The 21,688-nt window shown below is 67.2% G+C and carries 23 protein-coding genes and 2 tRNA genes; 18 read left to right on the top strand and 7 right to left on the bottom strand.

The genetic code is table 11. The annotated features are described in order from the left end of the window. The first annotated feature begins 12 nt into the window (after positions 1-12). The 6 genes from C2U58_RS12215 to C2U58_RS12190 all read left to right on the top strand — a co-directional run bounded on the left by C2U58_RS12215 (position 13) and on the right by C2U58_RS12190 (position 7,300). Positions 13-2,397 (top strand): XVIPCD domain-containing protein, encoded by a 2,385-nt coding sequence (locus C2U58_RS12215; protein WP_253256723.1) that lies wholly within the window; start codon positions 13-15, stop codon positions 2,395-2,397. Between the two features lie 212 nt (positions 2,398-2,609). After that, positions 2,610-4,085 (top strand): anthranilate synthase component I, encoded by a 1,476-nt coding sequence (trpE, locus tag C2U58_RS12210; RefSeq protein ID WP_102946095.1) that lies wholly within the window; start codon positions 2,610-2,612, stop codon positions 4,083-4,085. A gap of 13 nt (positions 4,086-4,098) precedes the next feature. Then, the gene (locus C2U58_RS12205; RefSeq protein WP_102946094.1) at positions 4,099-4,686 is read left to right on the top strand and encodes an aminodeoxychorismate/anthranilate synthase component II; all 588 of its coding nucleotides are present in this window, start codon (positions 4,099-4,101) and stop codon (positions 4,684-4,686) included. Continuing rightward, positions 4,683-5,720, top strand: coding sequence for an anthranilate phosphoribosyltransferase (trpD, locus tag C2U58_RS12200; protein ID WP_102946093.1), 1,038 nt, complete (start codon positions 4,683-4,685; stop codon positions 5,718-5,720). Before C2U58_RS12205 ends, trpD begins: the two co-directional genes overlap by 4 nt. Positions 5,721-5,783: 63 nt before the next feature. Continuing rightward, complete coding sequence (gene trpC, locus C2U58_RS12195; RefSeq protein WP_102946092.1) at positions 5,784-6,587, top strand: indole-3-glycerol phosphate synthase TrpC; 804 nt, start codon at positions 5,784-5,786, stop codon at positions 6,585-6,587. Continuing rightward, positions 6,584-7,300, top strand: a complete 717-nt coding sequence (locus tag C2U58_RS12190; protein WP_102946091.1) for a haloacid dehalogenase-like hydrolase — start codon at positions 6,584-6,586, stop codon at positions 7,298-7,300. Before trpC ends, C2U58_RS12190 begins: the two co-directional genes overlap by 4 nt. Here C2U58_RS12190 and C2U58_RS12185 read toward each other — a convergent pair. Both C2U58_RS12185 and crp read right to left on the bottom strand, forming a co-directional pair. Beyond that, positions 7,297-8,055, bottom strand: a complete 759-nt coding sequence (locus tag C2U58_RS12185; RefSeq protein WP_102946090.1) for a sulfite exporter TauE/SafE family protein — start codon at positions 8,053-8,055, stop codon at positions 7,297-7,299. The two genes, C2U58_RS12190 and C2U58_RS12185, sit on opposite strands and share 4 nt — an antisense overlap. A 77-nt stretch (positions 8,056-8,132) precedes the next feature. Beyond that, complete coding sequence (crp, locus tag C2U58_RS12180) at positions 8,133-8,798, bottom strand: cAMP-activated global transcriptional regulator CRP (protein WP_070207875.1); 666 nt, start codon at positions 8,796-8,798, stop codon at positions 8,133-8,135. A 171-nt stretch (positions 8,799-8,969) separates the two neighbouring features. Here crp and speD point away from each other — a divergent pair, with 171 nt between their 5' ends. After that, positions 8,970-9,764 carry an adenosylmethionine decarboxylase gene (gene speD, locus C2U58_RS12175; RefSeq protein ID WP_005411315.1) on the top strand — a complete coding sequence of 265 codons (795 nt, stop codon included), beginning with the start codon at positions 8,970-8,972 and terminating at the stop codon, positions 9,762-9,764. A gap of 171 nt (positions 9,765-9,935) precedes the next feature. Then, complete coding sequence (locus C2U58_RS12170; RefSeq protein WP_102946089.1) at positions 9,936-10,253, top strand: multidrug efflux SMR transporter; 318 nt, start codon at positions 9,936-9,938, stop codon at positions 10,251-10,253. 84 nt (positions 10,254-10,337) lie between these two features. Here the strand turns inward: C2U58_RS12170 and coq7 are convergent, their stop codons facing one another. Then, positions 10,338-10,982: a 2-polyprenyl-3-methyl-6-methoxy-1,4-benzoquinone monooxygenase gene (gene coq7, locus C2U58_RS12165; protein WP_102946088.1), complete on the bottom strand. Its 645-nt coding sequence runs from the start codon at positions 10,980-10,982 to the stop codon at positions 10,338-10,340. A 150-nt stretch (positions 10,983-11,132) separates the two neighbouring features. On the opposite strand from coq7, the gene rplM reads away from it, so the two are divergent. Together rplM and rpsI are read left to right on the top strand one after the other, a co-directional pair. Further along, positions 11,133-11,561, top strand: coding sequence for a 50S ribosomal protein L13 (gene rplM / locus C2U58_RS12160; protein WP_017354548.1), 429 nt, complete (start codon positions 11,133-11,135; stop codon positions 11,559-11,561). 2 nt (positions 11,562-11,563) lie between these two features. Next, positions 11,564-11,956, top strand: a complete 393-nt coding sequence (gene rpsI, locus C2U58_RS12155) for a 30S ribosomal protein S9 (protein ID WP_017354549.1) — start codon at positions 11,564-11,566, stop codon at positions 11,954-11,956. Positions 11,957-12,056: 100 nt separating this feature from the next. On the opposite strand, the gene C2U58_RS12150 is transcribed toward rpsI, so the two are convergent. Further along, positions 12,057-12,692 carry an RNA pyrophosphohydrolase gene (locus tag C2U58_RS12150; RefSeq protein ID WP_102946087.1) on the bottom strand — a complete coding sequence of 212 codons (636 nt, stop codon included), beginning with the start codon at positions 12,690-12,692 and terminating at the stop codon, positions 12,057-12,059. Between the two features lie 121 nt (positions 12,693-12,813). Between C2U58_RS12150 and C2U58_RS12145 the strand changes: the two genes are divergently transcribed. The 4 genes from C2U58_RS12145 (at position 12,814) to bfr (ending at position 13,933) form a co-directional block, all read left to right on the top strand. Further along, positions 12,814-12,890: transfer RNA gene (locus tag C2U58_RS12145), tRNA-Met, on the top strand. A gap of 49 nt (positions 12,891-12,939) precedes the next feature. Beyond that, positions 12,940-13,014, top strand: a tRNA-Gln gene (locus C2U58_RS12140). A gap of 159 nt (positions 13,015-13,173) precedes the next feature. Then, positions 13,174-13,377: a bacterioferritin-associated ferredoxin gene (locus tag C2U58_RS12135; RefSeq protein ID WP_070209598.1), complete on the top strand. Its 204-nt coding sequence runs from the start codon at positions 13,174-13,176 to the stop codon at positions 13,375-13,377. 85 nt (positions 13,378-13,462) lie between these two features. After that, on the top strand, positions 13,463-13,933 hold the full coding sequence (bfr, locus tag C2U58_RS12130; protein WP_070209597.1) for a bacterioferritin: 471 nt from the start codon (positions 13,463-13,465) through the stop codon (positions 13,931-13,933). Between the two features lies 1 nt (position 13,934). On the opposite strand, the gene C2U58_RS12125 is transcribed toward bfr, so the two are convergent. Genes C2U58_RS12125 through C2U58_RS12115 form a run of 3 tightly spaced genes read right to left on the bottom strand, consistent with a single transcriptional unit; the run spans position 13,935 to position 18,796 of the window. Then, positions 13,935-16,238 carry a hybrid sensor histidine kinase/response regulator gene (locus C2U58_RS12125; RefSeq protein WP_172448138.1) on the bottom strand — a complete coding sequence of 768 codons (2,304 nt, stop codon included), beginning with the start codon at positions 16,236-16,238 and terminating at the stop codon, positions 13,935-13,937. Between the two features lie 38 nt (positions 16,239-16,276). After that, positions 16,277-18,154 (bottom strand): EAL domain-containing response regulator, encoded by a 1,878-nt coding sequence (locus C2U58_RS12120; protein ID WP_102946085.1) that lies wholly within the window; start codon positions 18,152-18,154, stop codon positions 16,277-16,279. A gap of 24 nt (positions 18,155-18,178) precedes the next feature. Further along, positions 18,179-18,796, bottom strand: coding sequence for a DUF4126 domain-containing protein (locus C2U58_RS12115; RefSeq protein WP_102946084.1), 618 nt, complete (start codon positions 18,794-18,796; stop codon positions 18,179-18,181). A gap of 184 nt (positions 18,797-18,980) precedes the next feature. Between C2U58_RS12115 and C2U58_RS12110 the strand changes: the two genes are divergently transcribed. Genes C2U58_RS12110 through nudC form a run of 4 tightly spaced genes read left to right on the top strand, consistent with a single transcriptional unit; the run spans position 18,981 to position 21,583 of the window. Then, on the top strand, positions 18,981-19,736 hold the full coding sequence (locus tag C2U58_RS12110) for a DUF6776 family protein (protein WP_102946083.1): 756 nt from the start codon (positions 18,981-18,983) through the stop codon (positions 19,734-19,736). Positions 19,737-19,740: 4 nt separating this feature from the next. Next, complete coding sequence (locus C2U58_RS12105; protein WP_102946082.1) at positions 19,741-20,205, top strand: polymer-forming cytoskeletal protein; 465 nt, start codon at positions 19,741-19,743, stop codon at positions 20,203-20,205. A 46-nt stretch (positions 20,206-20,251) separates the two neighbouring features. Continuing rightward, positions 20,252-20,641 (top strand): iron-sulfur cluster insertion protein ErpA, encoded by a 390-nt coding sequence (gene erpA, locus C2U58_RS12100; RefSeq protein ID WP_102946081.1) that lies wholly within the window; start codon positions 20,252-20,254, stop codon positions 20,639-20,641. 36 nt (positions 20,642-20,677) lie between these two features. Further along, entirely contained in the window at positions 20,678-21,583 is a 906-nt protein-coding gene (nudC, locus tag C2U58_RS12095; protein ID WP_102946080.1) for an NAD(+) diphosphatase, read from the top strand. Positions 21,584-21,688 lie beyond the last annotated feature (105 nt).

Raw genomic sequence — 21,688 nt, 5'->3', positions numbered from 1 at the left:
ATGGAGCTTGCCATGAGTGGTCCCGAATTCCAGGCGCGTGCCAGCGCCGTCCAGCAGAACCATCTCCTCGTCCAGCAGCTGCGCGACAGCGGCAATGACAGCGAAGCAGATCGACTTCAGGAGACATATCACGCACGGGAGATGTCCGGACTCGCCGCCGATGTCTACCTTTCCGCAAAGGGCGACGGTGCACCGCCGGTGGGCTGGTCGCGTGCCAGCGAGGATCCCGCCACGCTGCGCGCTGCGGGAATCAATCTGGAAGACGATGAAGTCCGTGACCTGTTGCATCCCCTGCAGTCCGGGTTCCGTGCGGAGATCTACCTGCCCGACAAGGCCGTGCTCGGTGAAGCTGCCAAGCCGGTCGTGGTCTACAAAGGCTCGACGGGCGTAATCATCGACCCGTCTGCACCCGGAGGGCGACGCGAGTCCGGCGGGGAGGACTTCCTCAACAACGGTCAGCAGGGCATCGGCATGCGTAGTGACTACTACGATCGCGCGATGCGGCTCGCGGCGACCATCAATCGCGACATTCCCGGTGGATTCGAGATCGCCGGCCACTCCCTCGGTGGCGGCATGGCCTCTGCGGCCTCGGCCGTGACCGGTGCGCGTGCCACCACCTTCAATGCAGCCGGCCTGCATCCCGACACCGCTTCGCGTTACGCCAAGGACAACGGGCTGCCTGTGTTCAATCCGCAGCAGACCGTGCATACGTATCAAACCAGTGGCGAAGTGCTCAACGATGTGCAGAACGGTCTGCAGCGGTTGAACGAGCATCAGCGCAATGGCTACGGGCTGCTGGCCAACGAAGCCAGCAAGCTTCTGCAGGAACCCATGATGCAGTCGCTCGTCACCGAAAAGATGCGCGAGATGCTGCCGCCCGGGGCGCAGACCGCCGCCGCACAGTTCGTCGAGCAGCTGGGGTCCAAGCCCGGCAACGAAGCGCTGCGCAACGTGCCGGTCGCCGCCGGCCAGATGGAAATCGTGCTTGATGCCAAGACCCGCAATGCGCAGGGCGAGCTGGTCGACCGCGCGCGCACCGCCGCGCCCAGCCAGGTCGCCGAACTCGCGGGTCCTCTCTCCACCGTGCTGCACGCCGGTGCGCAGGGCATGCGCGCCGGTCGCGTTGCGGGCGAACAGGTCGAACGTGCCGGTGCCGGAGTGGCGTACGCACTGGACAAGACCGGTGATGGCCTGGAGCAGGTCGCGCGGGTGCAGGGCATGGTGGTCGGCAAGGTGGTGGAAACCGGCTCGGCCACGCTGCGCGTTGGCGTGCAGGGGGGCACCACGGTGGTCGCCAGTGGGCGCGAACTGACTGGCATGGTGGAAGCCACCCGCGACCGCGTGCGCGGCCACCTGATGGCCGGGCCGCTGTCGGCGCTGTCTGCCGGTGCGGACCTGATCGGGCTGGACGACGTATCGAAGCGCTTGCAGGCCAACGCCGAGCAGATCCGTACCGCCCAGGAAAGCCGCGCCGTTCAAGCCGAACGTGAAGCCCGCGAAGACGCCGCCACCGTGCGGGCGGCCGGGCAACGCGTCGCTGACGGCATCGACCGCCAGGGCCAGTGGGTCGCCGGCACCCTGCGAAATGGCTATGCCACCGCCGGTGCCTACGTCGACCAGGGCTACGACTTCTCCGCGTACCACGTGAAGAACGTCACCGCGCAGGCGCCTGCCGTGCTGGCCACGGTAGGTGGCGTGGGTACTGCGACCGCGGCGGCCGTCGCCACGCATGTGCCCACCGCCAATCGCCCGCAGAACCTTCTCAACCTGGCCGAAACCGCTGTGTTCGCGAACCGCATCATGCCGTCGTTCGGCGAGGCGGCCGCGCGCCATGGCATGGCCGATACCGTCATTCCCAGTCTCGATGCCGAGCTCGGGAAGCAGGAGGCGCACGCGCGCACGCTGCTGGAACAGCACGAACGCATCCAGCACCCGGCGGAGAAGCACGCGGCCGTCGCCGCCGAGCCCTCCACGCTGGTGGTCGGCATCAACGACCCAGGCCACAGGCAGTACCACATGTTCCAGGGTGCGCAGTCCGGGGTGCATGGGATCGATGCGGCCCACAACCGCGTGCCCGACCTGCAGAGCGACCAGCTGGCCGGTGCGCTCGCGGCCAAGGCCATGCAGGAAGGACTGGAACGCATCGAGCGGGTCGTACTCAGCGAGGACCGCACCCGCGTCTTCGCCGTCGATACCCAGGACCTGACGTCGGTGCACCGCCACCTGGCCCAGGTGGACGTGGTCGCCGGCCGCCAGCAGCCGCTCAGCGTGAGCACCGAGCAGGTGGCCGAGGCCACTCGCCAGCAGGAGCGCACCGCTGCGACACCGGCGCTGGTGACCGACCTGGGCGCCGAACAGCGCGAACAGGAGCAGCAGGCCGCACGCCGCATGGGTTGACGCATCTGGCTCTGTCGGCGGCTGAACCGCCGGCGGGGCCGTGACTGGACCGGGCGCGCGCGGGTTCCATCCGGTGCCGCCAATGCGGTACAGTCCCCGGGTGTCCATTCTGACGACCCCGCATACCCTTTCTTCCGCTCGCCGTTGGTGGCGATGGTGGCCTGTTGCCGTCGTCCGTCCCGCCACCGCCGTTTCCCGGAAGGAAAGTCGTCTTGATCACGCTCGAGCAGTTCCAGCAGCAGGCCGCTGAAGGCCATACCCGCATCCCCGTCGTCCGCGAAGTGCTGTCCGACCTGGACACGCCGCTTTCGGTCTATCTGAAGCTCGCCGACGGCCCGCACACCTATCTGTTCGAATCGGTCGAAGGCGGCGAACGCTTCGGGCGCTACTCGATCATCGGCCTGCCGGCGCGGCGCGTGTATGCCTTCCACGGCCATACCCTGACCGTCAGCGAGGCGGGGCAGGTGGTGGAAACCCGTGAGGTGGCCGACCCGTTCACCGAGGTCGAGGCGCTGCGCAGCGCCCATTCGGTGCCGAAGCTGGCGGGCCTGCCCGGTTTCACCGGCGGCCTGGTCGGCTGGTTCGGGTTCGAGTGCATCGGCTATATCGAACCGCGCCTGGCCCCGCCGCGCGGCCGCGATGAGCTGGGCACCCCGGACATCCTGCTGCTGCATTCCGAAGACCTGGCGGTGTTCGACAACCTCAAGGGCCGCCTGTACCTGATCGTGCATGCCGACCCTGGCCAGCCCGGTGCGTGGGACGACGCGCAGGCACGCCTGGATGCCCTGGTGTCCAAGCTGCGCGCCCCCGGTGCGGGCTACCCGGCGCCGATCACCCGCGACGTGCTGGACGAAAACGACTTCGTGTCCGGCTTCACCCGCGAAGGCTTCATCGCCGCAGTGGACAAGTCCAAGGAATACATCCGCGCCGGCGACATCTTCCAGGTGGTCCTCAGCCAGCGCCTGAGCGTGCCGTTCAAGGCGCGCCCGGTGGACGTGTACCGGGCGCTGCGCGCGCTCAACCCGTCGCCGTACATGTACTTCCTCGACACCGGCGACGTGCAGGTGGTCGGCTCCTCGCCGGAAATCCTGGTGCGCCTGCAGGACGGCGAGGTCACCGTGCGCCCGATCGCCGGTACCCGGCCGCGCGGCGCCACGGTGGAAGAAGACAACGCACTGGAGGCCGAGCTGCTGGCCGATCCGAAGGAACGCGCCGAGCACCTGATGCTGATCGACCTCGGCCGCAACGATGCGGGGCGTGTTTCAAAGGCGGGTACGGTGGAAGTGGGCGAGCAGTTCGTGATCGAGCGCTACAGCCACGTCATGCATATCGTCAGCGAAGTTACCGGGCAGCTGCAGCCGGGCCTGAGCTATGCCGACGTGCTGCGCGCCACCTTCCCGGCGGGCACCGTCAGCGGCGCGCCGAAGATCCGCGCGCTGGAAGTCATCCGCGAGCTGGAGCCGATCAAGCGCAACGTGTATGCCGGCAGCATCGGCTACATCGGCTGGCATGGCGACGCCGACACCGCCATCGCGATCCGCACCGCGGTGATCAAGGACGGCCGCCTGCACGTGCAGGCCGGCGCCGGCATCGTCTACGACTCGGACCCGGGCAAGGAATGGGACGAGACCATGAACAAGGGCCGCGCCCTGTTCCGCGCTGTAGCCCAGGCCGCCAAGGGCCTCTGACCAGGAAATTCCGATGTTGTGGATGATCGACAACTACGACAGCTTCACCTACAACCTCGTGCAGTACCTGCAGACGCTGGGTGCCGAGGTGAAGGTGGTGCGCAACGATGCGATGAGCGTGGACGAGATTGCCGCGCAGAAGCCCGAGCGCATCGTGATCTCGCCCGGCCCGTGCACGCCCAACGAAGCGGGCGTGTCGCTGGAGTTGATCCAGCGGCTTGGCCCGACCACGCCGATCCTCGGCGTGTGCCTGGGCCACCAGGGCATCGGCCAGGTGTACGGCGGCGACGTGATCCGCGCCGGCACCATCATGCATGGCAAGACTTCGCCGATCCGGCATGAAGGCAAGGGTGTGTTCGCCGGCCTGCCGGACCGTTACCAGGCCACCCGCTACCACTCGCTGGTGGTGGACAAGACCACGCTGCCGGCGTGCCTGGAAGTGACCGCCTGGACCGAGAACGAGGATGGCTCCATGGAAGAGATCATGGGCCTGCGCCATCGCGAGTTCCCGGTCGAAGGCGTGCAGTTCCACCCCGAATCGATCCTCACCGAGCACGGCCATGCCCTGCTGAAGAACTTCCTGCAAGGACACCGCGCATGACCTTCACCCCCCACGAAGCGCTGCAGCGGACCATCGAACACCGCGAAATCTTCTTCGACGAAATGGTCGACCTGATGCGCCAGGTGATGCGCGGCGAGGTCTCGCCGGTGATGACTGCGGCGATCCTCACCGGCCTGCGGGTCAAGAAGGAAACGGTCGGCGAGATTGCCGGCGCGGCCACGGTCATGCGCGAACTGGCCTTGGCGGTACCGGTGCAGGACAAGACCCACCTGATCGACATCGTCGGCACCGGTGGCGACGGCTCGCATACCTTCAACATCTCCACCTGCGCGATGTTCGTGGTCGCTGCAGCCGGTGCGCGGGTTGCCAAGCACGGCAACCGCAGTGTGTCGTCCAAGTCCGGCAGCGCCGACGCAGTGGAAGCGTTGGGTGCGGTCATCGAACTGCGCCCGGAAGAAGTGGCGCAGGCGATTACGGAGACCGGTATCGGCTTCATGTTCGCGCCGATGCACCACCCGGCGATGAAGGTGGTGGCGCCGGTGCGTCGCGAGATGGGCGTACGCACCATCTTCAACATCCTCGGTCCGCTGACCAACCCGGTCGGTGCCACCAACGTGCTGATGGGCGTGTTCCATCCGGACCTGGTGGGCATCCAGGCGCGCGTGCTGCGCGAGCTGGGCGCCGAGCGCGCCATGGTGGTGTGGGGCCGCGACAACATGGACGAGATCTCGCTGGGCGCCGGCACGCTGGTCGGCGAGCTGCGCGATGGCAAGGTCCGCGAGTACGAGATCCATCCGGAAGATTTCGGCATTGCCATGTCGGCCAGCCGCAACCTCAAGGTAAGCGGTCCGGAGGAATCGATCGCGATGCTGCGCGGCGTGCTCGACAACGCGCCGGGCCCGGCGCTGGACATCGTGGCGCTCAACGCCGGCGCGGCGCTGTACGTCGCCGGCGTGGCCAGCAGCATCGCCGACGGCCTGGCCCGCGCCCGCGCCGCCATTGCCGACGGCAGCGCCCGCCAGCGCATGCACGACTACGTGGACGCCACCCGGCGCATCCGCACGGCGGGCTGAGCCCGCCTTCACGCCTCACCCGTGACTGGTCGATAATGGCCGGCCTGAAGGACCCCGAACGACATGAGCGACAAGAGCGACATCCTCGAGACCATCCTGGCCCGCAAGGCCGTAGAAGTGGCCGAGCGCCGTGCCCGGGTGCCGCTGGAAGCGCTCCAGGAACGCCTGGCCACGGCGTCGCCGGTACGGGGTTTCGCCGATGCATTGCGCGCCTCCATCGCCGCCGGCAATCCTGCAGTGATCGCCGAGGTGAAGAAGGCCAGCCCGTCCAAGGGCGTGATCCGCCCGGACTTCCACCCGGCCGACATCGCGGTGAGCTATGAGTTCGGCGGCGCCAGCTGCCTGTCGGTGCTGACCGACGTGGACTTCTTCCAGGGCGCCGACGCCTACCTGCAGCAGGCGCGCGACGCGTGCACGCTGCCGGTGCTGCGCAAGGATTTCGTGGTCGACGCCTACCAGGTGTACGAGGCGCGCGTGCTTGGCGCGGACTGCATCCTGCTGATCGTGGCCGCGCTCGAAGACCGCCAGCTGGCCGAGCTGTCCGACCTGGCCATGCAGCTGGGCATGGACGTGCTGGTGGAAGTGCACGATATCGACGAACTAGAGCGTGCCATCCAGGTGCCGGTGCCGCTGATCGGAATCAACAACCGCAACCTGCGCACCTTCGAGGTGTCGCTGCAGACCACCCTGGAGATGCGCCAGGCCGTGCCGCGCGACCGCCTGCTGGTCACCGAAAGTGGCATCCTCGGCCCGGACGACGTGACCCTGATGCGCAACGCCGGGGTGCATGCGTTCCTGGTCGGCGAGGCCTTCATGCGGGTCGAAGAACCCGGCGAGGGCCTGCGTCAGCTATTCTTCAGCGCATGACAGCGAACTACCCGACTCCGCACGACGACGCGCCGCTGGTGGTCTTCGACTTCGACCACACCCTGTACGATGGCGACTCCGGCAGCCACCTGTTCGCCTCGCTGATCAAGCGCAACCCGTTGCGGCTGCTCGGCGCGCTGCTGGTGACGCCGGTCGCCGGGCCGCTGGTGGCGATGCTGCCGACGCGGCGTACCGGCATCTCGGTCTATGTCTGGATCGCCACGTTCGGCCTGCACCGCGCGCGTGAATTCAACCGGGTGATCGACGCCTACGTGCTCAAGCACGAGGCGCAGCTGCGCGCCAAGCTGCTGCCGCAGGCGCTGCAGGTGTTCGCCGAACATCGTGCCAAGGGCGACCGCGTGGTGGTGGCAACCGGCGCACCGCCGGAGCTGGCCCGCGCGATCCTGGCCTTCGTCGCCCACCAGGGCGTGCCGGTGATCGGCAGCGAAGTCGGGCCGCGCTTTGGTGCGGTCGGCGCCACCCGGCACTGCCACAACGAAGAAAAGATGCGGATGCTGCGCGAGCGTGGCTACGGCGACATCGACGTGGCCTATTCGGACAGCACCGCCGACCTGCCGCTGCTGCTGGCCGCAAAGGAGCCGGTGGTGGTGAACCCGAAGGTGTCCAAGGTGGCGTACTTCCGCCAGGTGTTGAAGCCGGGTACCCGGATCCTCAACTGGGGCTGCGTCGACCGCGGCGGTGACCGGGGTTAACCCAACCACCCCTTCACTGCATGGCCGATCTGGAACAGGCTGATCGACAGCACCAGCACGCCCACCGCGATCAGCACCCAGCGTTCCTTGACCCGTTTCACCAGGATGGCCGCCAGCGGCGCGGCCATCATGCCGCCGATCAGCAGGCCGGCCACGATGTTCAGGTACTGCAGGCCCATCGACAGCAGGAACGTGATCGACACCGCCAATGTGACTACGAACTCGGCGGCATTGACCGTGCCGATGGTGGTGCGTGCCTGGCCGCCGCGGGCGAGCAGGGTGGAGGTGGCCACCGGCCCCCAGCCGCCGCCGCCGCTGGCGTCCAGCAGCCCGGCGAAGAAGCCCAGCACCGGTACCCGCTTCACTTCCTGGCGCGGCACCAGCCGCCCGGCCGCGCGCAGCAGGATGAACACCGCCAGCACCAGAAGGTAGGCGTATATGAAAGGACGGATCGCCTCACCCGGCAGCTGGGTCAGCACGTAGGCACCGACCACCCCGCCGACCGCGCCGGGCAGGGCCAGGCGCAGGAACAGCCGCTTGTCCACGTTGCCCGCCACCAGGTGCGACACCCCGGAGGCGCCTGTCGTGAACACCTCGGCGGTATGCACGCTTGCGCTGACCGCCGCCGGGGGGATGCCCATGCTGAGCATCACCGACGAGGACACCAGCCCGAACGCCATGCCCAGCGCGCCGTCGACCAGCTGCGCGCCGAGGCCGATCAGGATGAACCAGTAGAATTCGCTGCCAGGTGCCATGCATTCAGCCTACCGGCACCGTGTGAAGGGCATTGTCATGCCCCACCATGCGGCCGGCCGTGGGCCGGCAACCGGAATCAGCGCGTCCCGTACAGGACAACGGTCTTGCCGCGGGCGTGCAGCAGCCCGTCGCTCTGCAGCTTCTTGAGCACCCGCCCGGCCATTTCACGCGAACACCCCACCAGCCGCGCCAGCTCCTGGCGGGACACGCGCAGCTGGGTGCCCTGCGGATGGCTCATGGCCTCCGGCTCACGGGCCAGGTCGTGCAGCGTACGCACGATGCGGTCGGTAACGTCCAGGAAGGCCAGCCGGCTGGCCTTGCGGCTGGTGTCCAGCAGGCGCTTGGAGACCTGCTGGCCCAGCGCGTAGAGCAGGCGCGGGGCGTCGGTGGAGAGCGGCCCCAGGAACAGCTGGTGCAGCCGCTCGTAGCTGATCTCGGCAAGTTCGCACGGGGTGCGGGTGCGCAGGATCACCTCGCGGCGCTCGGTCTCCACGAACAGGCCCATCTCGCCCACGAACTCCCCCGAGCCGAAGTAGCCCAGGACCAGCTCGCGGTCGTCCTCTTCCTCGGCAATTATGGAAACGGAGCCGCTGATCACGTAGTACAGGGTGCCCGCGGGGTCGCCGGGGCGGAAAACATCGGTGCGTCCTGGGTAGCGGCGTCGGTGGCTGTGGGCCAGAAAGCGATCTATGGTGGCGATGTCCAGGGCCAATGGACTCGTGGCAAGGCGCACAGATGACACGTTGAGGCGCTCCCTTTGCTCATGAACAATTCACGGCTATGTGCCGCGAGCTTAACGATCAGGGTTGTGAAGGGCAAACCCCAACACAGCAACTTGTTTCAATGCAAGTTTCGCCCTCGATCAGTTTGCCCCATAATTGTTCCTTTCCCACCACACACAGGATCGACCGCCGTGGTCAAGCCGTTGCCTCGCCTGAGGTTGCAGGGTTTCAACAACCTCACCAAGGCGCTGAGCTTCAACATCTATGACGTGTGTTACGCCCGCACCGAAGAGGAGCGCCAGCGTTACATTGAATACATCGATGAAGAGTACAACGCCGATAGGCTGACTCAAATCTTGACCGATGTCGCTGAGATCATCGGCGCCAACATCCTCAACGTGGCGCGCCAGGACTACGATCCGCAGGGCGCTTCGGTGACGATCCTGATCTCCGAAGAACCGGTGATCGACAAGAAGCTGGCGGGCAAGGAGTTGATCTCCGACGCCGTGGTAGCGCACATGGACAAGAGCCACATCACTGTCCATACCTACCCCGAAACCCACCCGCAGGAAGGCATCGCCACGTTCCGCGCGGACATCGATGTGGCTACCTGTGGCGTGATTTCGCCGCTGAAGGCGCTGAACTACCTGATCGAGAGCCTGGAATCGGACATCGTGATCATGGACTACCGCGTCCGTGGCTTCACCCGTGACGTGAAGGGCAAGAAGCACTTCATCGACCACAAGATCAACTCGATCCAGAACTTCCTGGCCAAGAACATCAAGTCGCGTTACGAGATGTTCGACGTCAACGTCTACCAGGAAAACATCTTCCACACGAAGATGCACCTGAAGGACTTCGACCTGGACCAGTACCTGTTCGAAGAGAAGGCCAAGAACCTGTCGTTCAAGGAACGCATGAAGATCGAAGCGCTGCTGAAGCGCGAGATCGAAGAGCTGTTCCACGGCCGCAACCTGTCCGAGTAATACACTGCTTCACCCGCCCGGGCCTGGCCCCGGCGGGGTGGCAGACAGGCGGGACGTCCCGCCCTGTGGAACATCTGTTTTGCGCAGAATCATTGTTCCACGGCAAGCTGCCGATGACGGTCCGGTGTGAAGACACCGGGCCGTTTTGTTTTTGTTTAGGAGGCAATCCCCATGCCCTGGATCTACCTGCTGCTGGCCGGCGTGTTCGAAATCGGCTTCGCGCTTGGCTTGAAATACAGCGACGGCTTCAGCAAGCCCTGGCCGACCGTGGCCACCATCATTTCGGCGGGCATCAGCCTGTACCTGCTCACCCAGGCCCTGCGCACCATTCCGGTAGGGACCGGCTACGCCATCTGGACCGGGATCGGCGCGCTCGGCGTGGCGATCCTGGGCATCTTCCTGTTCGGCGACAGCGCTTCGGCGCCGCGGCTGGCGTGCATCGGGCTGATCGTGGCGGGTGTTATCGGCCTGAAGCTGGTCTCTGGTTGACCTGGTAGCGCCGGCCGTTGGCCGGCCCTCCAGATCGTTGAGGCCCCGCGTGGGCCGGCCAACGGCCGGCGCTACCGGTGCCTCTTACAACCGATACGCAATCGTCTTCATCGCCTTGGACGCCAACGCCATCACCCCCGGAATCGGGAACGGCAGCTTCCGCGCGCCGGCATGTTCGGCATGGTCCGCATGGCGGGCCTCGTCGATCTTCATCACCTTGAGGATCTCGCGGCTGCGCTGGTCGGCCGGGGGCAGGGTGTCCAGGTGTTCGTCCAGGTGGGCCTCCACCTGGCGCTCGGTCTCCACCACGAAGCCCAGGTTCCAGCCGTCCCCGCGCAGGCCGGCGAGGGTGCCGATGGTGTAGCTGCCGGCATACCAGATCGGGTTGAACAGGCTGGGCCGGCTGTCCAGTTCGCGCAGGCGCTGCGCGCACCAGGCCAGGTGGTCGGTCTCTTCCTGGGCCGCTTCCAGCAGGTGGGCACGGGTCTGCGGCTCCTGCGCCACGGCGGCCTGGCCGAAGTACAGGCCCTGCGCACAGACCTCACCGACGTGGTTGATGCGCATCAGCCCGGCCGCATGGCGGCGCTCGGTGCGGGCCATCGGCGCCTCGTCGGTGGCCTCGGCGGGGTACGGGCGGCTCGCGGGAGGGTTGCCGAACACCGTGTCCAGGGCGCGCTGGGCCTCGGTCAGCAGGTGGTCGAGCGGGGTGATCTGGCGGTACGCGGTCATCCGGGTGGGCATCGCGGCGGCGGGGGAAGGGTGATTCTCGCCCATTTGCATGGCCAAGGGTTGCACTGTACAATCCCGCCTCTTCACAACGCGTGGCAGAGTTCCGGCCGCTCCATGGCCGCAATGAGCCCGACCTACCTGAGTTCTTTCATGAGCACTTTCACTGCAAAGTCCGAGACCGTCCAGCGCGACTGGTATCTCGTCGACGCCTCCGGCAAGACGCTGGGCCGTCTGTCCACCGAGCTGGCCCGCCGTCTGCGCGGCAAGCACAAGCCGGTCTACACCCCCCACGTTGATACCGGTGATTACCTGGTTGTCATCAATGCAGAAAAGATTGCCGTCACCGGCAACAAGCTGCAGGACAAGCTGTACCACCGCTTCACTGGCTACATCGGCAACCTGAAGACCGAAACCCTGGCCCAGGCGCTTGAGCGCCACCCGGAACGCGTCATCGAAACCGCCGTCAAGGGCATGCTGCCGAAGGGCCCGCTGGGCCGCGCCATGTACCGCAAGCTCAAGGTGTACTCGGGTTCCGAGCACCCGCACGCCGCTCAGCAGCCCCAGGTTCTGGATATCTAATCATGGCTATCACTCAAAACTACGGCACCGGCCGCCGCAAGTCCTCCACCGCCCGCGTGTTCCTGCGCAAGGGCGCCGGCAACATCACCGTCAATGGTCGTCCGCTGGACGAGTTCTTTGGCCGTGAGACCGCACGCATGATCGTGCGTCAGCCGCTGGAACTGACCAAGAACACCGAATCGTTCGACATCATGGTCACCGCCGCTGGCGGCGGCACCACCGGCCAGGCCGGTGCGATCCGCCTGGGCATCGCCCGCGCGCTGGTCGAGTACGACGAAACCCTGAAGTCCGAACTGCGCAAGGCCGGCTTCATGACCCGTGACGCCCGTGAAGTCGAGCGTAAGAAGGTCGGCCTGCACAAGGCACGTCGCGCCACCCAGTTCTCCAAGCGCTGATCCATTGCGCCTGGCGTGGGATCCTTCGGGATCCCGCTGGGAGGAACACAAAAGCCCGGCTTCGGCCGGGCTTTTGTCGTTTCAGCGGGGCCAAAAGGGTTCAGACCGCGCCCGGTTCGCCCTTGGCCTTGCTGCGTGGCCAATAGCCGCCGCCGCGCTTGGGCGCCGATGCGCGCTTGCGCGGACGGTCGTGCCCGGCCGCATTGCCGGGCATCCAGGCTTCCTGTGCGGACCTGGGCATCGAATCCACGCCGGTGCCGGCCACGCCCCGCGCCAGCGGCGCCAGGTGGCGCAGCGCGCGCGCGTACACGCCGCGCTTGAACATCACCACGTGTTCCACCGGGTACCAGAAGTCCACCCAGCGCCACTGGTCGAACTCGGGGCTGTCGGTATGGTCCAGTTTGACGTGCGATTCGTCGCCGGCCAGGCGCAGCAGGAACCAGACCTGCTTCTGGCCGATGCAGACCTGCTTCTCATTGCGACGGATGGCACGGGCCGGCAGGCGATAGCGCAGCCAGCCCGGTGTCGCACCCAGCACTTCCACGTGCTCTGGCAACAGGCCTGTTTCTTCATGCAACTCGCGATACATGGCTTCGACAGGCGTCTCGTCGGTGTTCATCCCACCCTGCGGGAACTGCCAGCCATCCCGGCGCACACGTCGTGCCCAGAACACCTGCCCGTCCTGCCGCATCAGCACGATGCCGACGTTCGGTCGATAGCCGTCCGGATCGATCACGATGCGGACTCCTAGAAAAATCTACTGGTCGGGACTGTGCCATGCCCGCACTCCACTCACAAGCGCGGTGAAAAAGTGTTGACAGATTCGGTTTACATGTCCAGAATTGCCGGCTCACTAGGGCTATGTAGCTCAGCCGGTTAGAGCACAGCACTCATAATGCTGGGGTCGGTGGTTCGAGTCCACCCATAGCCACCAAGTCCGCTTGGTTTTCTAGTGAAAAAGTGCAACAATTGCACGCAGTTATTGCCCCGTCGCCAAGCGGTAAGGCACCTGACTCTGACTCAGGCATTCGGTGGTTCGAATCCATCCGGGGCAGCCATATACGAAGAAAGACCGATCGAAAGATCGGTCTTTTTTTTTGTGCCTGAACGGGTTGGCTGAACCGTATCGAGAATGATTCATTTCCGAAATTGACAACCATTCTCGTTTCGATTGGAATAGCCACAGGCCGATCCGGGCCTGCCTGCCGAGTCCGCACGTGTACGTCTGCATCTGCAACGGGGTTACCGACCACCAGATCCGCGAAGCCGCCCAGAGCGGTGTCGCCAGCGTGTCCGAGCTGACCATGCGTACCGGCTGCGGCGCCACCTGCGGTTCCTGCCTGGACATGGCTGCCGACCTGCTGGCCAAGGCCCGCAATACCCATGACCTGCCATTGCCTGTCCTGGGCCTCGTTGCCTGACGGCAAGCGGTTCTGATTCGCGTTTCATCATGACGGCGCGCGACGCGCTACAGTGCCGGCGTTTTCACGCTGCAGGAGCACGGTCATGAAGGGCGACGCCAAGGTCATCGAATTCCTCAACAAGGTCCTCTACAACGAGCTGACCGCGATCAACCAGTACTTCCTGCACGCCAAGATGCTGAAGAACTGGGGTCTGAAGGAACTGTCCGAACACGAGTACAAGGAATCGATCGAGGAGATGAAGCACGCCGACGTGCTCTCCGATCGCATCCTGTTCCTTGAAGGCCTGCCGAACTTCCAGGCGCTGGGCAAGCTGCGCATCGGCGAGAACCCCACCGAGATCCTGCAGTGCGACCTGGCGCTGGAACGCGAAGGCGTGGTCACCCTGCGCGAAGCGGTGGCGTATGCCGATTCGGTGGCCGACTACGTGAGCCGCCAGCTGTTCGTGAAGATCCTCGACAACGAGGAAGAGCACATCGACTGGCTGGAAACCCAGCTGGAACTGATCGAGCGCATCGGCGAGCCGAACTACCTGCTCACCAAGCTGGAAGAGTGAGTCAGCGCAGTTCGCTGGCGCGCACGCTGGCCTGGTAGCCGGCCAGCGCCAGCCGGGCACGCGCGTACTCGGCAATCAGCAGCGCCACGGCCACGGCCGGGCGCTCCAGCGTACCGGCGCGGGCGTCGTGTTCGATCCGACGCGCCGCTACCGAGAGCGCCATCGCCCCCACGTTCGCACTGGCCGACTTCAGGCTGTGGGCGAGCGCCCGCAGCCGTTCCAGGTCGGCCTCCACCGAGGCATCCTGGAGCTGGCGGATCAGCGGCGGCGTGTCTTCCAGGAAGACACCGATGATGGTTGCGATCTCCGCGCCGATAACCTCCTGCAGTTCGTCCAGCACCTCGGCGTCGAGTACTGAAGGGCTGGGCTCATCACTGCTGTCCAGCAGTGCAGGCGCCATCACCGTGGGCAGGGGCGGCGGACTGGGGGCGGCCTCGGGCGTCGGCGCTGCCGCCCGCACATTGCGTGCGTCGGCGGCGTTGTCTTCCATCCGGAACTGCCAGCGCAGCAGGCAGGCCTGCAGCGATTCGCGGTTGACCGGCTTGGACAGGTAGTCGTCCATCCCGGCCTGCAGGCAGCGCTCGCGGTCGCCGGCCATCGCATTGGCGGTCATCGCCACGATCGGCAGGCGGGTGCGGCCCTGTCCGGCTTCCAGTTCGCGCCAGCGGCGGGTGGCGCTGTAGCCGTCCAGCACCGGCATCTGGCAGTCCATCAACACCAGGTCGAAGCGCTGGCGCTGCAACTGCGCCAGCCCCTGCTCACCGTCATTGGCGGTGGTGACGGTACAGCCGAGCACCTGCAGCAGGCGCTGGGCCACCAGCAGGTTGGTGCTGTTGTCTTCCACCAGCAGCAGGCGCAGGCCGAGCTGCGGGGCTTCTACCGGGCCGCTGTACGGCTCCACGCTGGCCAGCAGCGGTGCCGGGCGCGCGCTGGCCTGCGCCGGGCGCAGCAGCGCATGCAACAGCGCCTCGTCGGTGTCGCGCGGCAGGACCTGGGTGTTCTCGCGCAGCAGTGCTGCCAGCGGTTCCTCGCCCTGCAGCCACAGCAGGCGCGGGGTCGGCGTGCGGGCGTCGTGCAGGACCGCGCGATGCAGCGCGGTCGCACCGTGGCGCAGCGCGTGCGTATCGGCAATCACCCATACCAGGTCCGGTTCGATCCCGGGGCGCACCGGCGCGCGCAGGATGTCCAGCGCGGCCGACGCACTGTCCACCGTGTGCAGGCGGATGTCGTGGTGCTGCAGCACGCGCTGCAGGCGCTGCACCAGCAGCGGGTCTTCGCTGACCAGCAGTGCACGGGTGCTGGCGGGTACCGCAGGCAGGTCGCCGGCCACCTTGAGCAGCGGAATCTCGAACCAGAACGTGGCGCCGTGGCGCGGGGTCGAACTTACCCCGATCTGGCCGTGCATCAGGTCGATGATGCGCTTGCAGATCGCCAGGCCCAGGCCGGTGCCGCCATAGATGCGCGTGGTCGAGGCGTCGGCCTGGCTGAAGGACTGGAACAGCCGCGCCTGCTGCGTGCCGTCGATGCCGATGCCGGTGTCGATCACTTCGAAGCGCAGCTGGTGTTCGCTGCCGTTTTCGCCGAGGCGGGTCACCTTCAGGCGGATCTGGCCGCGCTCGGTGAACTTGATCGCATTGACCATCAGGTTGCCCAGCACCTGGCGCAGCCGCACCGGGTCGCCGCGCACCGACAGCCGTACCGCCGGGTCCAGTTCCAGCGAGACTGCCAGGCCCTTGGCCTCGGCACTGCGCTGCATGAGCTGGACGATGCCTTCGAGCAGCTCGCGCAGGTTGAAGGTGGTGATCTCCAAATCCAGGCCCTTGGCCTCCAGACGGGAGTAATCGAGGATGTCGTCGACGATCCGCAGCAGCTGCTGCGAGCTGACCGTGGCAGTGGCCAGCATCTGGCGCTGGTCGGTCCCGAGCTGGCCGTGTGCGATCAGGTCGAGCATCGGCAGGATGCCGTTGAGCGGGGTGCGGATCTCGTGGCTCATGGTGGCCAGGAATTCGCCCTTGGCCAACGCCGCCGCTTCAGCGGCCTGCTTGGCCTGCAGCAGCTCGCGCTCCAGCATGTCCTGCTGCTGCACGGCGCGCTGCAGATGGTCGCGCTCGCCGGCCAGCGCTTCATTGCGACGTTGCAACAGCACCTGCTGCGCCTGCAGATCGCGCCAGCGGCCCACGGCGACCAGCGCGGCGATCACGGCGGCGGCAGCCGTGCCGGCGGCAATCGCCGGCCACGGTCCGTTGGCGCCGGCCAGTGCCATGCCGCTGGCGGTGGCCGCCAGTGCGGCGGCGATCGCCGCCAACCAGAGTGCTGAGGGAACCCGTCCTTGGGTCGTCATGGTCAGAGCACCGCGTTGTGGAAGTCGAAGTTCAGTTCGCTCCCGGCCGACTGCACCATGTTGCCCTGGATGAAATCGACCCCGCCCATCCACATTGCCGCAGCGGCCTGGGGATCTTCGATCTGCTGCCCGATGATCATCGCGCCGGCGCGGTGCGCGGCGTCGATGGCCGCGCGCAGTTCATCGCGGGTCTGCTGGTTGGCATGGCTGCTGGAGAAGCGCGCGGCCATACGCACGAACGCCAGCGGCAGCTGGTTCAACAGCGCATTGGCTTCGCTGCCCGGCTCGAACTGGCTCAGGCAGAAGCGCACCCCGGCCGCACTCATGCGCGTGCAGAACTGCTGCAGGGTCACGGTGTGGATCAGCGCGTCGGGCAGGCGCACGTCGATGACCAGCGCGCTGCCGGGCAGGTTGCGTTGCTGCAGCGTTTCCAGCAGCCAGTCGGCGAAGGCATCGCGGGCCAGCGTGCGCAGCGACTGCGACACGAACAGGCTCAGCGGCTGGGTGGCGTGCTGGTACAGATCGAGCAGGCCCAGTGCATGGTCCAGCACCTGCTGGTCGAGGTCGGCGATGCGTCCGGCCGCCTCCGCGGCCGGAATCACCTGGCCGGCGTTGAGCACGCTGCCGTCGGCCTGGCGCAGGCGCAGCAGCACCTGGTACTGGGCGGTGTTGCCGCCAGCCACCGCGACGATCGGCTGGTAGGCCGGTTCGAGCTGGCCTTCAAGCATGGCCAGGTGTTCCTGCGCGGCCACGTCTTCCCGACGCACGTGCGCGGCCACCCCGGACGGCAGCAGGCGCGCCTGCAGGGTGGTGCGTTCCACCGCTTCCAGCGCGGTACCGGCGTCGCTGAAGCCGCCGGACAGCTGTGCATGCCCGACGACGCCGCGCAGGTGCACCGACTCTTCGTCGCGGATCACGAACGCGCGGGAGGACAGTTCGTCGCGCAGCTGGTGCGCCATGGCGTCCAGGGTTTCCTCGTCCAGGCCCCGCGCCAGCACCAGGAAGCTGTTGTCGTTCAGGCGCGCCAGCAGGTGCGGATGCGCGTTGTCGGCCAGCCGCTGCGCGGCCTGCACCATCAGGCGCTCGAACGCGGCATAGCCATAGCGTTCGCGCAGGCCCAACGCACTGGCTACTTCGATGAAGAACAGGCCGCCGTGCTCGCCGTGCGCCAGCGCGCCGCTCAGCTGCTGCATCACGTGGTGGCGGGTCGGCAGGCCGGTCTCGGGATTGTTCATCGCCGGCGCGCCCTGTGCGCCCGGCTGCATCGCGGCCTGCGCGCGGGCGCGGCGGATCCGGTTGGAGACCGCGGCGATCAGGTGGCGCGGGCGGATCGGCTTGCTCAGGAAATCATCGGCGCCGCTGTCGAGCACTTCGAACTGGCGCTCCGGGTCCGGGTCACCGCTGAGGAACACGATCGGCAGCAGCTGCTGGCCGGGCTGCTGGCGGATCAGCGCGGTCAGGCGCATGCCGTCCAGGCCCGGCAGGTGCAGGTCCATCAGGATCAGGTCAGGGCGCTGCTCGGTGATCACCTGTTGCACGCCTTCGGCTTCGCTGTGCACGATCGCCTCCATCCCGGCGCCATGCAGCACGCTCTGTGCAAACAGCGCCTGCGAACGGTCGTCTTCGACGATCAGCACGCGGTAGGGGGCCTCGCTGCCCAGCGGCAGCTGCGCGCCGTCGTCCTGCCACTGCGCCGGCGGCAGGACCGGCGGCGTAGGTGCTGCGGGCGCGGCCGTGCCGGCATTGAGCGGCACCACGTTGCTGGGCGCGCGCGCCGCAGCGACGGCCTCCGCACTGGCCCAGCGCTGCCAGTGGTCGGCGGGCGGGGTCTCGGCGCGGGTGGCGCGGGTGGATGCAACAGCGTTGTCTTGGACGGCCATCAGTACTCCCTGTCTGCGGCGCAATTATGCGGTATCGCGGGTGGCGGGAACGCGACCGGCCGGTTGCCGCAGCAGCCAGCGCATGCCTTTCCACAGGGTGCGCCAGACCAGCCAGACCACCAGCGCGCCGATCAGGCTGCAGGCGACCACCACGACCAGCGCCAGCCACGGATGGGCCAGCGCCAGCGCCAGCCCGCCCACCACCACGGTGTCTTCCGCAGCCGAGGCCACCCAGTTGCTGGCCGGCTCGGGCGAGGTGTTCAGCAGGGCGCGGGTGCCGGACTTCAGCCCGTGGCTGGCCAGTGCCACCCCCGCCCCGGCGGCCAGCGAGGTCGCGCTGAGCTCGCCATCGGGCGACAGCGTGGCGGCGGCCAGGAAGGCGCCGGCCGGCACCCGGGCCAGGGTCTGGACCAGGTCCCAGGCCGAGTCCACCCCGGGAATCTTGTCGGCCACGAATTCGGTCGCGGCCAGCGCCGCGGAGGTGCCCAGCACCCACCACGACTCGGTGGCCTGCAGGGCCGGAGGCAGCTCGACCCAGCCGAGCAGGCCGGCCAGGCCAACGCCGAACACGGTCAGGTACACGCGGATGCCGGCCAGCCAAGCCAGCAGGATGCCGATCACGAACAGGTGGGCCTCGGTCATGGCAGGCGCTCCGGCGTCAAAGTGTGCACAGGCCCACACTATCGGGGATGACGTCCCTGAACGCTACTGCCCGGGGCGGGGGGTAGGGCGAAAAATGTGCCAACCCTGACTTACACTAGGGAGTCGCTCTTTCCGACAGGGGTCGTGTCGGTATCGCCCACGCGGCGCTACCGCCGTAAACGCCATGAACAATCCGACACCTTCGCGTATCCAGATCCGGCGCCCGGGCAGCCCGGCGGCGCCCGATCGCCGCCGCCTGCTGATCCTCGGCGGCATCTGGCTGGCCAGCCTGGTCCTGGCCGTGCTGCTCGGCCGCTGGATGGGCAGCCCCGGTGGCGACGTCGGCCGCCAGCTCGACGCCGCGCAGGCACGTGCCGAGACCCTGCAGAAGCAGGTCGCGGACCTGCAGCAGCGCCAGGCCACCCTGGAGGCCTCGGACCGGATCAGCCGCGCCGCCAACAACGAGGTGCAGACCTCGCTGGGCGAGCGCGACGAGGAGATCGCCGGCCTTCGCGCCGACGTGGCCTTCTACGAACGCCTGGTCGGCGCCACCAGCCAGCGCAAGGGCCTGAACACCCATTCCATCGAGTTTTCGCCCGAAGCGGGCGGCACCTGGCAGTACGCCGTGGTGCTGACCCAGAACCTCAACCGTGGCGCGATCAGCCAGGGCCAGATGCGCTTCACGGTGGAAGGCGTCAAGGACGGCAAGTTGACCTCGGTCAGCTGGGACGAGCTGCACCAGCGCACCAAGGTGCCGGGCCAGGATTACTCCTTCCGGTACTTCCAGCAGCTCACCGGCAGCGTCATGTTGCCAAAAGACTTCACCCCGCAACGCGTGCGGGTCACGCTGGGAACCGGCGCGGGGGGCGCCACCCAGGTATTCGACTGGAAGCAGGCCGGCGCACCGGCTGCACCAGCAACGGCAGAAAAAGGGGAGTAAACCCATGTTTGGCAGCAACAAGTCCAACCGCGACGGGCATCTGGTCGTGGACGCGCTGATTGGCGCGCAGGTGGTGATCCGCGGGGACGTGGAATTCAGCGGTGGCCTGTACGTGGAAGGCACCATCCTGGGCAAGGTGATCGCCCAGGACGGCGCCACCAACGCCACCCTTACCCTGGCCGAACAGGGCAGCATCGAAGGCGAGATCCGCGCCCACGTGGTCGTGCTCAGCGGCCGCCTGGACGGCGACGTGCACGCCAGCGAGCGGGTCGAACTGACCCCCAGCGCCCGCGTGACCGGCAACATCCATTACCAGGTGGTGGAAATGAACGCTGGCGCCCAGCTGACCGGTCGCCTGATCCATGGCGCGGCGCAGATGGCGCTGCCACCACCGGCCGAAGAGCCCGCTGTCACCAAGGATGGCAAGGACGGCAACGCCCGCAGGAAGCTTGCCGACGCCATGGCCTGAATGCCGGGCGCTTGAAAGCGTGCCCATGCACCCCCATGCTGGGTGCATGAGCACGCTTGTTTCCCTGCCCGGCGCCCCTGCCGCCGCGCCGAACTACCAGTCGCTGGACCGTCCGCTGAACTTCACCGAGCCCGCTGCGGCCAAAGTCAAGGAGCTGATCCAGGACGAAGCCAGCGATTCGCTGGCCCTGCGCGTCTACATCCAGGGCGGTGGCTGCTCCGGTTTCCAGTACGGTTTCGAGTTCGACGAGAACCGTGCCGACGACGACCTGGCCGTGGACACCAACGGCGTGACCCTGCTGGTCGATCCGCTCAGCCTGCAGTACCTGATGGGCGCCGAAGTGGATTACACCGAAAGCCTGACCGGCGCACAGTTCGTGATCCGCAATCCGAACGCGAAGACCACCTGCGGCTGCGGCAGCAGTTTCAGCATGTGACTTGCTGTTCCGGTTGAATCGCGGCAGGCTTTGCGGATGTCCAACATCTCCCTGCCGCTGGCCGGTTTTGCATTCACCACCGATCCCCTTGAACGCGCCGACACGATGCGCGACAACGCCGACGCGTTGTTGCAGTTGTGGCCTCAGGCGCGCGTGCTGGTCATCGATGCCGATGGTCGCGCGCTGGCAGGGGACGACGGCCAGCCGCTGGCGCTGACCGGTGCCGAGCTCGGCGGCGGCCCCGGCACGGCGATCTTCCTGGGCCTGCGCGGCCAGCAGGCGTGGTTCTCGGTGGAATCGGCCGCGGTGGATGCCACCGCGCCGCAGCGGGTGGACCTGCGCGAGTCGGCCACCACCTGGTCGGCTGCCGACGCCAGCGCCTTCTGCTACGCACGCGGCATGTCCTACTGGCAATCGCGCACGCGCTTCTGCGGCGTGTGCGGCGGCGCCGTGGCCTTCACCCGGGGCGGCTTCATCGGCCGCTGCGCCAAGTGCAACACCGAACACTACCCGCGGGTCGACCCGGCGGTCATCGTGGCGGTGGAGAACGACGGGCGGCTGCTGCTCGGCCGCCAGGCCAACTGGGCGCCGCGCCGTTACTCGGTGCTGGCCGGGTTCGTCGAGCCGGGCGAATCGCTGGAGCAGACCGTGGTCCGCGAGGTGTTCGAGGAAAGCAAGGTGCGGGTGCGGCACTGCCAGTACCTGGGCACCCAGCCGTGGCCGTTCCCGGGCGCGTTGATGCTGGGCTTCAGTGCAACTGCCGAAAACGACATCCCGACCGTGAACGGCGAGCTCGAAGACGCGCGCTGGTTCACCGCCGAAGAAGTGGGCGCCGCGCTGGCCCGGGACATCGAGGACGACGGGCAGGGGATCCGCCTGTCGCCGCCGATCTCGATTTCGCGCAGCCTGATCGAACACTGGTACCGCCGCCAGGTCGGGTGACCCGGGGCGAAGCGTTGCCGCTGCCTGAACACGGGGCGGCGTACATTACCTGTGGCCCCGGGGAATGGCCGGAGCGCACGGCATAGTAGCGGCCAGAAACCGAAC

Origin of the sequence: Stenotrophomonas sp. VV52 (assembly GCF_002893095.1) — a bacterium.
Classification (GTDB): Bacteria; Pseudomonadota; Gammaproteobacteria; order Xanthomonadales; family Xanthomonadaceae; genus Stenotrophomonas; species Stenotrophomonas aracearum.
The sequence above is the reverse complement of the archived record's forward strand: the minus strand, read 5'-3'. Positions and strand labels throughout refer to the sequence as shown.

Excerpts from the sequence above, each read along its gene's own strand:
- C2U58_RS12110 (WP_102946083.1), top strand. The coding sequence starts at position 18,981 with ATGAACAATCCGACACCTTCGCGTATCCAGATCCGGCGCCCGGGCAGC.
- bfr (WP_070209597.1), top strand. The coding sequence starts at position 13,463 with ATGAAGGGCGACGCCAAGGTCATCGAATTCCTCAACAAGGTCCTCTAC.
- C2U58_RS12205 (WP_102946094.1), top strand. The coding sequence starts at position 4,099 with ATGTTGTGGATGATCGACAACTACGACAGCTTCACCTACAACCTCGTG.
- trpC (WP_102946092.1), top strand. The coding sequence starts at position 5,784 with ATGAGCGACAAGAGCGACATCCTCGAGACCATCCTGGCCCGCAAGGCC.
- C2U58_RS12215 (WP_253256723.1), top strand. The coding sequence starts at position 13 with ATGAGTGGTCCCGAATTCCAGGCGCGTGCCAGCGCCGTCCAGCAGAAC.
- C2U58_RS12190 (WP_102946091.1), top strand. The coding sequence starts at position 6,584 with ATGACAGCGAACTACCCGACTCCGCACGACGACGCGCCGCTGGTGGTC.
- rplM (WP_017354548.1), top strand. The coding sequence starts at position 11,133 with ATGAGCACTTTCACTGCAAAGTCCGAGACCGTCCAGCGCGACTGGTAT.
- C2U58_RS12120 (WP_102946085.1), bottom strand. The coding sequence starts at position 18,154 with ATGGCCGTCCAAGACAACGCTGTTGCATCCACCCGCGCCACCCGCGCC.
- C2U58_RS12185 (WP_102946090.1), bottom strand. The coding sequence starts at position 8,055 with ATGGCACCTGGCAGCGAATTCTACTGGTTCATCCTGATCGGCCTCGGC.
- C2U58_RS12170 (WP_102946089.1), top strand. The coding sequence starts at position 9,936 with ATGCCCTGGATCTACCTGCTGCTGGCCGGCGTGTTCGAAATCGGCTTC.
- C2U58_RS12105 (WP_102946082.1), top strand. The coding sequence starts at position 19,741 with ATGTTTGGCAGCAACAAGTCCAACCGCGACGGGCATCTGGTCGTGGAC.
- coq7 (WP_102946088.1), bottom strand. The coding sequence starts at position 10,982 with ATGACCGCGTACCGCCAGATCACCCCGCTCGACCACCTGCTGACCGAG.
- C2U58_RS12115 (WP_102946084.1), bottom strand. The coding sequence starts at position 18,796 with ATGACCGAGGCCCACCTGTTCGTGATCGGCATCCTGCTGGCTTGGCTG.
- nudC (WP_102946080.1), top strand. The coding sequence starts at position 20,678 with ATGTCCAACATCTCCCTGCCGCTGGCCGGTTTTGCATTCACCACCGAT.
- erpA (WP_102946081.1), top strand. The coding sequence starts at position 20,252 with ATGAGCACGCTTGTTTCCCTGCCCGGCGCCCCTGCCGCCGCGCCGAAC.
- rpsI (WP_017354549.1), top strand. The coding sequence starts at position 11,564 with ATGGCTATCACTCAAAACTACGGCACCGGCCGCCGCAAGTCCTCCACC.
- trpD (WP_102946093.1), top strand. The coding sequence starts at position 4,683 with ATGACCTTCACCCCCCACGAAGCGCTGCAGCGGACCATCGAACACCGC.